The sequence below is a fragment of the Lactococcus ileimucosae genome (assembly GCF_943193185.1).
Taxonomy (GTDB): domain Bacteria; phylum Bacillota; class Bacilli; order Lactobacillales; family Streptococcaceae; genus Lactococcus; species Lactococcus ileimucosae.
The window spans coordinates 78,686-91,482 of sequence record NZ_CALPDE010000002.1; the positions used below are offsets into that span (position 1 = coordinate 78,686).

The following is a 12,797-nucleotide window of genomic DNA, read 5'->3' on the forward strand; positions in this document are numbered from 1 at the left end:
CAGGAGGCAGAGGGCTTTTTTGTATAAAATTTAAAATTAAAAGAACCATAAAAATGAAAGGTTTGAGGAACTAAGGATGTTCAAAAATAAATGTATCAAAGGATTCAGGATGTGGAAATCCGGGAAGAAATGGTGTGTATCCGGTGCAGTATTTATTATGGTATTGTTCGGACCATCTGATATATTAGGTGCTGCGGATGTCATTACTCATCCTTTAGAGGGAGAAACTTCTGTCGCGAGTGACTTAAATACTGGTTCATCAGCTGATACTGTTAAGCCGAACACAGTTACAGATGAGTCCGCTTCAACAGAAACAGATAAGGGAAGCAGTACCGAAGGAGTAGGAAAACTACGCAGAGTATCTACAGCTGCAGCAGAAGCTATGAATCTTAGTTTAGATATGGATGCGAGTACGACAACTACTGAAAATGATGTCAGTTTTAATCTGACATCTGATGGTGTAGGATGGCCGAGTAGTCCAGCCGAATCTAAACAATTTGGAGTTGCAGGTAATTTTACTGCTGGGCAAGTGATAACAATAACTGTTCCTAAAGGAATAGTGGTCTCAACATATGATGCTGTTGCAGGTATGACTGTGTCAAAATCACAAAGTGGGAAAAACACAGTATTAACTTATAGGGCAACAACTGATATCACTGCATCGTTCAATGTTTCTTACTATTTTGGAACTCAGGGAGACAACGCCCAATTTGCTCCTGGTTCTACTGCTTTACCCGTGACTGTAACCAGTGACACGACAACTGTTTCGGGTAACATCATTGCGGTAAATCCTACAACAAGTAGTGCAACTGCCAGAGTTCATAACACAGCAGTGTCTAATAATGTCTTTACAGCAGATGGAAATTCAATATATAACTTTGTTTTAGGCATAAAGACAACTCCAGATTTTACGGATTCAAGTCAACAAATTACCCAAGCAATACATGCTAAAATGTCAGGTGTCATTCATGTACCAAAGGGATTTGTCCTTACAGGAGCTTCTGTTGCTAATTATTTAGACACTCAAGCCAATGCTCCAACAGACGGAGGTGCAGTTCCACCAATTCCAAGCGGTTTGACACAACCAGGAGGAGCAGGTTCTGACATCATCGTATCTGATATAGTTGGTGGAGGTTACAACCGGTACAATGAAGCTTTTCTGTACTTGTACGGCTATTTTGCCACAGGAACTGAAGCTGGTACATATAATTTCTCAACGGACTTATCTCTTCATCCACAATATTATGATGGAACAGTTGGAAATATTCCTGTAAGTAGAGGAAGTTTTTCTGATATCACTATTGGTTCTGCAAACCCAGGTACGATGACTGCAAAATATGGCGGGGTTTTAGAAGGCTATGATACAAATAGCTTAGATTTAGACCATGCAGGCTTTTATTCAAAAACAATCAGTAAAGATACGGGAGTAACAGGATTTGTCACAGGAAAGACATCAGACACATCTGTCAACAAAATTACAACCCTTCCTACAGTGGCAGTTGATTTCTTGGATACAACTGTAAACCAGACAAATGAGCTGCGGGATTATAAAGTAACACTTCCAGAAAAATGGTGTGGAAATACAACGGATATTATTCTCTCTACCATTTCAAGAGGAATTGTAAGTGATAGTGGAAATGAGAATAACAATGGGCCTTTTACTGTTGTTATGGACAATGGCAGTACGTACACAGTGAGCTCCTTGAATAGTGCTGATGCAGCTATTACTTCCGCTATTGCGGCCGGAGCGCATATTAAAAGTATCTCAGCCCAAGCTAAAGTCCTTGCAGGAAATAACATTCAAGTTCAGTTAAGAAATGCTGTTATTGAAGACGGCGCTTATAATAACGGAGACCGAGTTCCTATTCAGCTAGACGTTCACAGTGTGACCTCTAATACTGATATAAGCGTGGTCGGACATTTAAAATACTTTGATGAAAGTGCAGTAAGTTCTTCACAATTTAGTGTAAGGAACACACTTGACTACAATATCTCTGGTACATATACTCAGGGACAAACGTTTACTACTGGAGCGAAGTGGACGTTGCTTAATAAAGAAACAACCTTGAGTAACAGTATAGACGGAAGAATATTAATCCCTGGAACAGCTATTGCCGGAGCTACAGCTGATGTTAAATTGCCTACCATAATCATAAGTAGTGTTGATAAAGGAATGATAGACCTTGATCAAAGTAGACTTGGAAATTGGGGCTGGATATATAATGGGAAGAAATATTCTCCGGTGATTACTGATATGGGAATAGATCCGACGACTGGTGAACATTTAACAAAATTAGATTTCTCACAATACACTGTTACAATCCCAGCAGACACAAACCCAGATAGGGCGTTTATGTTTCCAGATGCGTTGCCGTGGAAAGTTAGCGATATCGCCGCTCCCGCAACTGGTGTAACTTCTCATTGGATTTCACAATTGATAGACAACAATAAGGATGCGCTTCATCCTGTCTACGGTGGAAAAACTTATGATGGTTCAACTGGGATGAAATGGACAGTTACAGCTCCAGCTCATATTGCTGCAAAAGTAGGAATAGCGGGAAGCAAAACAGGGGAAAATACTTTTTACACGGAGAAAACTGGGAGTGCTGGCTTTGACAGAGGGTTGAAATCTGATGACTCAGACGATAACAACTCTGGACGTATTATGTTATCAGTGACCAATGGTTCACCTGGAGACTATACAAATGCCCAAGAAGTTGCTGTTTTACCAAGTGTTGAAAACGGTGATAAATTTACACTTAACTTAACAGGACCTGTAAATGAAATTCAGGGATCAGGTGCAAGAGTGCTCTACTCTACAAAAGCGTATTCTCTTCCTAAAAATGGCTCCTATCAATCGCTAGATTTAACGACCAGCGATTGGGTAGATGAGAGTAAAGTGAATGATTGGTCTACAGTACGTTCTGTTGCCCTTGTTTCAGATAAACTAGCCTCTCAAACTGTATTGGCGGGCTATCTACCTGTAGCAGTTGCTGACATTAAAAATACGAAGATTGCTGACACTGCAACTGTACAAAGCTACAGTTATGCTAAGGGTGCAATTGAGGGCAGTGACTTAAGCACAAATACCCCAATGAAAGCTCAGATTTATGGTATTCCGCAGATTAATGTACATTATGTAGAAACAACAGATGGTACAACTTCAAACGGTAAAGTATTAGCAGATACGGAAACCATTACTGGGGTAGATACTAATGGAACGAATCCAGCTTATAAAGCGTATCAATCTCAGAAAAAAGATATTCCAGGATACACTTATAAAGGCCTAGCTCAAAACTCTGCTCCTGCTTCTGGAACGTTGACTGATGATACTAATGATGTCACTTATCTCTATGCTAAAGACGAACAAAAAGTTCAAATCCATTATATTAATGTAAGTGGAAGTGATAAAACAAGTGATTGGAAACCTGAAGATGGCATAGAATTAAAAGATGCTCTTCAAACATTAACCGGTTACTCTGGAGAAACTTATACAAACACTCTTGCTGTCCCTAAAGGGTATGATTTAGTGAGTGCAGATCCAGGGGCAACAAGTGGTAGTTATGATTTTGATTCAAACGTTACACAGGATGAATACGTTTATGTGAAAGCTCAGAACCAAAGAGTTTTGTACAATGTTATTGATGACACAACAAAAACTAACCTAGAAAGTTCAGTTTTATTTGACAGTGGTGACACTGATGCACCATTGAGTAAGACTCAGGAAGATTTGCAAAAAATTGCTGAAGCTTATGAAAGTAAAGGTTACAAAGTAGACAGTGTTGATAAGTTACCATCTAAGTTTGATAACGATAAGAGCCAAGACCAAATAGTAAACATATACTTGTCTCATTTGACCACACCTGCAACCCCAGAACACCCGGGTACCCCAGGCAGTCCAATTGACCCAAATCGTCCAGATGGACCGAAGTGGCCAGAAGGTACTGACAAGTCTTCCCTTTCTAAGACCATCACCCGGACCATCAACTATGTAGACAAGAAGACAGGCAAGGTTCTCAAACAAGAAGTCCAAACCGTGACCTACACCCGTACCGCTGTTGTGGACAAAGTAACAGGTGAGTTGCTCGGCTATGACACCAATGGTGACGGAAAAGTAGACACAACAGATGATTCCGCTTCATGGACGACGACTTCTGATGTCTGGGACAAACTTGTTTCTCCAGACTATAGTGCTCAAGGTTACGGTGCACCTTCTGTGAGCGAGGTGGCTAAAGAAACTGTCACTCCAGATACAGACTCGTCTGAGGTTAATGTTTATTATGAGCATGAAACTACATCTGTCACTCCAGAACACCCGGGCACACCGGGTAGTCCAATTGATCCAAATCGTCCAGACGGACCGAAGTGGCCAGAAGATACCGACAAGTCTTCCCTTTCGAAGACCATCACCCGTACCATCAATTATGTAGACAAGGAGACAGGCAAGGTCCTCAAACAAGAAGTCCAAACCGTGACCTACACCCGTACCGCTGTTGTGGACAAAGTAACAGGCGAACTGCTTGGCTATGACACCAATGGGGATGGCAAAGTGGACACAACAGAAGATGCGGCTTCATGGACGACGACTTCTAATGTCTGGGACAAACTTGTTTCTCCAGACTACAGTGCGCAAGGCTACGGTTCCCCTTCTGTGAGTGAGGTGGATAAGGTGACTGTCACTCCAGACAGTAAGAGCGCAGAGGTCAATGTTTATTATGAGCATGAAACTACATCTGTAACTCCAGAACACCCGGGCACACCGGGTAGTCCAATTGACCCAAATCGTCCAGATGGACCAAAGTGGCCAGAAGGTACCGACAAGTCTTCCCTTTCGAAGACCATCACCCGGACCATCAACTATGTAGACAAGAAGACAGGTAAGGTTCTCAAACAAGAAGTCCAAACCGTAACTTATACCCGTACTGCTGTTGTGGACAAAGTAACGGGTGAGCTGCTTGGCTATGACACCAATGGTGACGGCAAAGTGGACACAACAGAAGATGCGGCTTCATGGACGACGACTTCTAATGTCTGGGATAAGCTTGTTTCTCCAGACTACAGTGCGCAAGGCTACGGTTCACCTTCTGTGGCTGAAGTGGCTAAAGAAACTGTCACTCCAGATACAGACTCGTCTGAGGTTAATGTTTATTATGAGCATGAAACTACATCTGTAACTCCAGAACAACCGGGCACACCGGGTAGTCCAATTGATCCAAATCGTCCAGATGGACCGAAGTGGCCAGAAGGTACCGACAAGTCTTCCCTTTCGAAGACCATCACCCGGACCATCAACTATGTAGACAAGAAGACAGGTAAGGTCCTCAAACAAGAGGTTCAAACCGTGACCTACACCCGTACCGCTGTTGTGGACAAAGTAACAGGCGAACTGCTTGGCTATGACACCAATGGTGACGGAAAAGTAGACACAACAGATGATTCCGCTTCATGGACGACGACTTCTGATGTCTGGGACAAGCTTGTTTCTCCAGACTACAGTGCGCAAGGCTACGGTTCACCTTCTGTGAGCGAGGTGGCTAAAGAAACTGTCACTCCAGATACAGACTCGTCTGAGGTTAATGTTTATTATGAGCATGAAACTACATCTGTAACTCCAGAACAGCCGGGCACTCCAGGTAGTCCAATTGATCCAAACCGTCCAGATGGACCAAAGTGGCCAGAAGGTACCGACAAGTCTTCCCTTTCTAAGACCATCACCCGTACCATCAACTATGTAGACAAGAAGACAGGCAAGGTCCTCAAACAAGAAGTCCAAACCGTGACCTACACCCGTACCGCTGTTGTGGACAAAGTAACAGGTGAGCTGCTTGGCTATGACACCAATGGGGATGGCAAAGTGGACACGACAGAAGATGCGGCTTCATGGACGACGACTTCTAATGTCTGGGACAAACTTGTTTCTCCAGACTATAGTGCTCAAGGTTACGGTGCACCTTCTGTGAGCGAGGTGGCTAAAGAAACTGTCACTCCAGATACAGACTCGTCTGAGGTTAATGTTTATTATGAGCATGAAACTACATCTGTCACTCCAGAACAACCGGGCACACCGGGTAGTCCAATTGATCCAAATCGTCCAGACGGACCGAAGTGGCCAGAAGGTACCGACAAGTCTTCCCTTTCGAAGACCATCACCCGGACCATCAACTATGTAAACAAGAAGACAGGTAAGGTCCTCAAACAAGAGGTCCAAACCGTGACCTACACCCGTACCGCTGTTGTGGACAAAGTAACAGGTGAGCTGCTTGGCTATGACACCAATGGTGACGGCAAAGTGGACACGACAGAAGATGCGGCTTCATGGACTACGACTTCTGATTCATGGGATAAGGTTGTTTCTCCAGACTACAGTACGCAAGGCTACGGTTCACCTTCTGTGAGTGAGGTGGATAAGGTGACAGTCACTCCAGATACGGATTCAACTGAGGTTGATGTTTATTATGAACAAAAACCAAAAGATGAGAGTGACAATTCTAATAAGGATAAACCAGAAAGTGATAAGTCTACAGGCCAGAAAAATGTTGATAATAATACAAAATCAACAAAAGTAGAGAAGAAACTTCCTGCAACTGGAGAGAGCCTCTTAGCATCACTTGTATGGGGAGTATTAGGCTTGTTAGCTGTAGTGACTTCTATTCTTCTTGCCAAGAAGCGTAAGAGAAAAGAAGACTAATAGTAGCTTCATGAAGAAAAGCAGGAGTTATGTTAGGAACTGCTGAGAAATGTTACGTAACTTTCCTCACCTCTACAAGCTAAAGAGAATCTCTTAGGCAGAAAGCGACTATATTACTAGAAATGAGAAAACAGTTGCAAAATATGTTCAAGAACAGGAAAGTACGATATTTCTCTCCACAAGCTTAGTGTTAAGAAACACGAGGTATCCTTTAGCGAGAGCGCTACAAGTTAAAACCACCCGTAAAACGGGTGGTTTTATATTAAATTAAACCGTTAGCTGATGCTGGCGGTTTTTTGGTTCTTTTTCAAGCTGAATAATACTTTATAAAATGGTAAAATAAGAGGCAGTATAAGAAATCTGGAGAAAAATATGACAGCACAAAATCAAAGACAAGAACTACAACGAAATATCTGGTCTATTGCTGACCAAGTTCGTGGCGCTGTGGACGGTTGGGACTTTAAACAGTATATTTTAGGGATTTTGTTCTACCGTTTTATCAGTGAAAACTTTCAAAATTATATAGAAGCGGGTGATCCAGAAGTTCATTATGCGGATTACCCAGATGAGGCAATTACTCCTGAAATTATTGATGATGCAGTAAAAACGAAAGGTTATTACATTGCGCCAAGTCAACTTTTTTCAAATGTTGTGAAGACGGCACGTGAAAATGATGATTTAAATACAGACCTCAAAGCGATTTTCGCCGCTATTGAATCAAGTGCGACTGGCTATGCTTCTGAAAATGATATTAAGGGCTTGTTTGATGATTTGGATACAACAAGTAATCGCCTAGGAAATACGGTTGCAGAGAAAAATAAACGCTTAGCCGATGTCCTTGAAGGCATCAATCAACTTAATTTTGGTCGCTTTGAAGATAATCAAATCGACCTTTTTGGTGATGCTTATGAGTTTTTGATTTCAAACTATGCCTCAAATGCAGGTAAATCAGGCGGCGAGTTTTTTACCCCCCAATCTGTCTCAAAACTACTGGCTAAAATTGTCATGCTAGGTAAAGATGAACATAATAAAATCAATAAAATCTATGACCCTGCTTGTGGCTCTGGCTCTCTTTTGCTTCAAGCGAGAAAGCAATTCTCAGAGCATATCATTGAAGAAGGTTTCTTTGGTCAAGAAATCAATATGACCACTTATAACCTTGCACGTATGAATATGTTTTTGCATAATATCAACTATGATAAATTTGATATTAAACGTGGGGATACACTTATCAATCCATTGCACAATGATGATAAGCCCTTTGATGCCATTGTCTCTAATCCGCCTTATTCTATCAAATGGATTGGTTCAGATGATCCAACTTTAATTAATGATGACCGCTTTAGTCCAGCAGGTGTTTTAGCGCCGAAATCAAAAGCAGATTTCGCTTTTATCATGCACGCTTTAAGTTATTTGTCGTCCAAAGGACGTGCGGCTATTGTTACTTTCCCAGGGATTTTTTATCGTGGGGGTGCTGAGCAAAAGATTCGTAAATATTTGATTGATAATAACTTTGTGGAAGCCGTTATCCAGTTACCTGCAAATCTTTTCTTTGGGACAAGTATCGCCACTTGTATCTTGATTTTGGCAAAAAATAAGCCTAATACTGATACATTTTTTATTGATGCCAGTAAGGAGTTCAAAAAAGAAACCAATAATAACATCTTAACGCCAGATAATATCGATAAAATCCTTTCCCATTTTGATAAAAAAGAAGAGTTGGACTATTTTGCAAAAGCTGTCAAATTTGATGCGATTGTCGAAAATAACTATAACCTCTCTGTTTCTAGCTATGTGGAAGCAGAGGATTTGACGGAAAAGATTGATATTGAAGTGCTTAATAAGGATATCAAGACGACTGTTGAGAAGATAACAAAACTCCGGTCTGAGATTGATGAGATAGTGCAGGAGTTGAGCAAATGAAAAATCAGATTTTAGTAAAACTACTAGAGGAACGGAAAAACGGACTTAAAGGCGGTCTCTATCACAAAACGCAAGTCAGTTTGACTTACAATTCCAACCGAATTGAGGGCAGTAAACTGACTGAAGAGCAAACCCGTTATGTCTTTGAGACAAAGACGATTGGTTTTGATGCGGACGGTTTACCAGTCGATGATATTATCGAAACTAGCAATCACTTTCGAGCATTTGACTATTTACTTGAAACGATTGACGAAGATTTGAGCAAGAAAATCATCAAAACGTTTCATAAAATTCTAAAAGAAGGCACGAGCGACAGTCACAAAGCTTATTTTAATGTTGGCGACTGGAAAAAAATCCCTAATGAAGTCGGTGATATTAAAACGAGTTTACCAGAAAATGTTGCTTCAGATATTTCAAACCTTCTTGATGATTATCTGGTGAAATCAGGAGTTACTTTTAATGATTTGATTGCTTTTCATGAGCATTTTGAGCGGATTCATCCTTTCCAAGATGGCAATGGTCGTGTTGGACGTTTGATTCTTTTTAGGGAATGTTTGAAGAATGATATTGTACCTTTTGTGATTGATAATGATAAAAAGTTGTTTTATTATCGCGGTTTGCGTGAGTTTGCGACTCAGCCAGGTTATTTGATTGAGACTTGTCTGGCTGCGCAAGATGTTTATAAAGAGTGGGTGGGGTATTTTTATCCGGATATTGAGGTGGGAAATGAGTAAAGATAAGGAAATCACTTGCTTACGTTTAATTCAAAAAAGTTTAGGAAGTATTGAGGGACATACAACCTTTTATGGATGTAGTGAGAAAGAAATTGAATATTTGAAAATAGCTATCCTAGAAGCACAGAGAAATAATGAACCTAATGAATTTCCAGATTTGATTTTTAAAAATGGTTTTATTGAGCATTTTCAAGTAACATCGGCTAATGAAAATAGAAAAGGGTCTCAGCATTTAGTTACCGAAAACAAGCATGAGAGAGAATTTAGAAAACAAGAGGAGAAAGAACTTCAAAACTTGAATGAAAAAGGAGAAATGAGTAATTTATATGAAGAACATTCGGTAGTTCAACATTCTCATACTAATTTACTGAATTCTTTGAAAAGAAATATTGAAAATCATCTTGAAAGTCTGGATAAATATCAGCAAGAATATATTACACCAGTTTTTTTGGTTCAGTTTACAGATGGGGTGCTTAGTATGGAAAATGTATCTAAAAGTCTTTGGAAAAATCAAAGTAGGAATTTCTTACCTTATCGTGCGAGTTTTGACAAAGATTTTCTGGAGTTGATTCAAAATTATCGAGATAAGATTAGTTATATTATCGTTGCAGAAGATGCAGATAGCAATATGGCATTTCCCTATGATGCTAACTTTGAGGTTTTTTCATTAAATAATTTGAATAGTAATATTGAGGAACTAAAAACGAAAGATTATAAAGTTGTAACACAAAATATTAAAATTGTTCAACGGATGAATATTTTGAGCTCGGGATATGAATGAATTCTATGACAGAGAAAAATGCTCTATCAGTACTGATAGGAATATAAAGGAGTAGGCTAAATGGATATTAACTGGTTTCCAGAAAAATTTGCGAATAATGCCTTAGATAAATTGACAATTCTATTTTCTAAGCTCTTTCCATATGTTGGAGTTGAGAAACAAGCTCTTGAAAATTATATTGCAAGTGTTGAAAAAAGTAATTTGTCAGCAGATGAAAAACTTTTTGCCACTTTAGATGCAAAGAAGAAAATCAAGGAATATCAAAATCAACAAGAAATTTCAAAAATTGCTATTGAAAATGCTAAAGAAGGAACTAACTTTAGTGACAGCTCCAACATTGATGATGAATGGTTAGCACGATTTATGGATTCTGCAAAATTTGTGACAGATAAAGAGACTCAGCTTTTGTGGGGGAGAGTCCTCGCTGGAGAATTTGAACAACCAGGGACTTTTCCTAAGCAAGTTGTTCGCATTCTGACAGAGCTACCAGTACAGCTAGCTCAGATATTTTCAAACTTGTCAAAAATGAGAGTAACGATGTTAGGCTTTCCAAAGAATAGTCAACAACCGATTTTTTTAGGACAACAGATATTTTTGCCGGCAAAGGATATTAATACTTCATTCAAAAATTTAGGGATAAATTTTGGTATTGTTAATGAGTTAGAAACATTTGGGTTACTGCATTACGATAATAGTGGTTATATAAAAACTATTGAATATGAGCAGTTTCCAAATATTGTTTTGCTGTATGGAAGTAAGCAAATAAAAATAACTAAATTTCCTGGCAAGCGACTACCAACAGGTGATATTTTACTTACAGATGTTGGAAGGAGTATTGCTAGTCTTGTTGATTTTGAAGAAGATGAGACTTATCTGGAAAAACTCAAAGAGTATTTGAAGTATAAACAAGTTGAGTTTGAAGGAGATGAAGACATTGGAAAATAAGAATCTTTTATATCTTATCCGAGATGCAGATGTGGAATGGAAAACCTTTGGAGAAGTGGCAGAATTAAAACGAGGAACTTCTGTAACCAAAAAAACTGCTGTTGAGGGAAAATATCCTGTTATTTCCGGTGGTCAGCAACCTGCATACTTCATTGATAAGTTCAATAGAGAGGGAGAAACTATCACAGTTGCAGGATCTGGTGCATATGCTGGTTTTGTAATGTTTTGGAACGAACCTATTTTTGTTTCAGATGCTTTTTCGGTTAAGACAAACAAAAAGATTGTTCTTCCAAGATATGCTTATCATTTCTTGTTAAGTATCCAAGATAAAATTCATGCTTTAAAATCAGGAGGTGGCGTTCCACACGTATATGCAAAAGATGTGGCACGCTTTGAAATCCCCATCCCCTCCCTTGAAATCCAGCAAAAAGTGGTCGAAATCCTTGACAAAATGATAGATTATGTTACGGAGCTGACGACGGAGCTGACGACGGAGCTGACGTTACGTCAAAAGCAATATTCTTACTATCGTGACCAGCTTTTGAGCTTTGGCGCAGATGCTAACCCGCTGAGTAACTCGGAGGAGTCACTCGAGGAACTCAGTGTTGAGTGGAGATCTTTAGGAGAAATTTCTGAAATTAAGCGAGGAAAACGTCTTGTCAAAAACGATCTTGAAGAAGTTGGGGAATATCCAGTTTATCAAAATAGTATGACACCTATGGGATATTATCACCAGTACAATTTTGAGGGAGACAATACTTTCATTATTTGTGCTGGTGCTGCTGGAGAAATTGGCTATATGTCTGAAAATTTCTGGGCAGCTGATGATGTGTCAGTTCTGACAGTTCCGTCAAATTTGATGAGTCGTTATCTCTACCACTTTTTGCTGACAAAGCAAAATTCTATCAAGTCAAAAGTTAGAAGAGCAAGTGTGCCAAGATTGTCAAAAATATCGTTTGAGAATATCAAAATTCCCGTACCAGCTCTGTCAGAACAAAAACGCATCGTCGAAATTCTCGACAAGTTTGACAAACTCACATCAGATTTATCAGAAGGTTTGCCACGTGAGATTGAACTGCGACAAAAACAATATGAATATTGGCGTGAACAGTTATTAAGTTTTAAGAAAGAATATTAAATACACATGAATAGTGAGAAAATTGGAAATATTATTGGTGTCATCTTTGCTTGGTTAATAATTATTGGAGTGCTGGTAATTACTGGATTAGGAGTTTATCATTTCCCAGATATTTTAAAATGGTTCATTAATTTATTAAAGCCACTTAAAAGCTTAGATGCAGTAATAATTGTTGCAATAATAGGTGCGGTTACTACTTTTGTGGCAAATCTGCTATCTAAACGTTCAGATCATAAATTTGAGTTGAGGAAGTATTTGGCAGGTAAAAGACAAGAGTCATATGAGGATTTTTTAAAAATATTTTTTGATATTTTAGAAGCCAATGGTCAAGAAATTGATGATTTACCAAACAGGTTAAATCAGTTTAAACAAACCTTATTACTTTATGGTTCAAAGAGAACTTATAAATCTTTTGTTAAATATTGGAAAGCAATCACAGATAGCACGGTAGCTAGTGAAATACAAATAGATTTGATGGAAAAAGTAGTATCAGAAATGAGACGAGACGCAGGTGCAGGTGGAATAAGAAAAAATTTGATTTCTAATATTATAATTAATAATTCGAAAAAAGATTAAAAAGGTGCTAAC

At 39.2% G+C, this 12,797-nt stretch carries 7 protein-coding genes; all 7 read left to right on the forward strand.

The features are described from left to right. Positions 1 to 76 precede the first annotated feature (76 nt). The 7 genes from NFR51_RS01420 (at position 77) to NFR51_RS01450 (ending at position 12,785) form a co-directional block, all read left to right on the forward strand. The gene (locus NFR51_RS01420) at positions 77 to 6,688 is read left to right on the forward strand and encodes a mucin-binding protein (protein ID WP_277613144.1); all 6,612 of its coding nucleotides are present in this window, start codon (positions 77 to 79) and stop codon (positions 6,686 to 6,688) included. 372 nt (positions 6,689 to 7,060) lie between these two features. Beyond that, positions 7,061 to 8,611 carry a type I restriction-modification system subunit M gene (locus NFR51_RS01425; protein WP_251711990.1) on the forward strand — a complete coding sequence of 517 codons (1,551 nt, stop codon included), beginning with the start codon at positions 7,061 to 7,063 and terminating at the stop codon, positions 8,609 to 8,611. Then, positions 8,608 to 9,345, forward strand: coding sequence for a Fic family protein (locus NFR51_RS01430; RefSeq protein WP_251711991.1), 738 nt, complete (start codon positions 8,608 to 8,610; stop codon positions 9,343 to 9,345). The genes NFR51_RS01425 and NFR51_RS01430 overlap by 4 nt, the downstream gene beginning before the upstream one ends. Then, positions 9,338 to 10,126, forward strand: a complete 789-nt coding sequence (locus NFR51_RS01435) for a hypothetical protein (RefSeq protein WP_251711992.1) — start codon at positions 9,338 to 9,340, stop codon at positions 10,124 to 10,126. Before NFR51_RS01430 ends, NFR51_RS01435 begins: the two co-directional genes overlap by 8 nt. Before the next feature lie 60 nt (positions 10,127 to 10,186). Further along, on the forward strand, positions 10,187 to 11,071 hold the full coding sequence (locus NFR51_RS01440; RefSeq protein ID WP_251711993.1) for a DUF2806 domain-containing protein: 885 nt from the start codon (positions 10,187 to 10,189) through the stop codon (positions 11,069 to 11,071). Continuing rightward, the gene (locus NFR51_RS01445) at positions 11,061 to 12,209 is read left to right on the forward strand and encodes a restriction endonuclease subunit S (RefSeq protein WP_251711994.1); all 1,149 of its coding nucleotides are present in this window, start codon (positions 11,061 to 11,063) and stop codon (positions 12,207 to 12,209) included. Before NFR51_RS01440 ends, NFR51_RS01445 begins: the two co-directional genes overlap by 11 nt. A gap of 6 nt (positions 12,210 to 12,215) precedes the next feature. After that, complete coding sequence (locus tag NFR51_RS01450; RefSeq protein WP_251711995.1) at positions 12,216 to 12,785, forward strand: hypothetical protein; 570 nt, start codon at positions 12,216 to 12,218, stop codon at positions 12,783 to 12,785. Positions 12,786 to 12,797 lie beyond the last annotated feature (12 nt).

Excerpts from the sequence above, each read along its gene's own strand:
- NFR51_RS01450 (WP_251711995.1), top strand. The coding sequence starts at position 12,216 with ATGAATAGTGAGAAAATTGGAAATATTATTGGTGTCATCTTTGCTTGG.
- NFR51_RS01420 (WP_277613144.1), top strand. The coding sequence starts at position 77 with ATGTTCAAAAATAAATGTATCAAAGGATTCAGGATGTGGAAATCCGGG.
- NFR51_RS01435 (WP_251711992.1), top strand. The coding sequence starts at position 9,338 with ATGAGTAAAGATAAGGAAATCACTTGCTTACGTTTAATTCAAAAAAGT.
- NFR51_RS01425 (WP_251711990.1), top strand. The coding sequence starts at position 7,061 with ATGACAGCACAAAATCAAAGACAAGAACTACAACGAAATATCTGGTCT.
- NFR51_RS01430 (WP_251711991.1), top strand. The coding sequence starts at position 8,608 with ATGAAAAATCAGATTTTAGTAAAACTACTAGAGGAACGGAAAAACGGA.
- NFR51_RS01440 (WP_251711993.1), top strand. The coding sequence starts at position 10,187 with ATGGATATTAACTGGTTTCCAGAAAAATTTGCGAATAATGCCTTAGAT.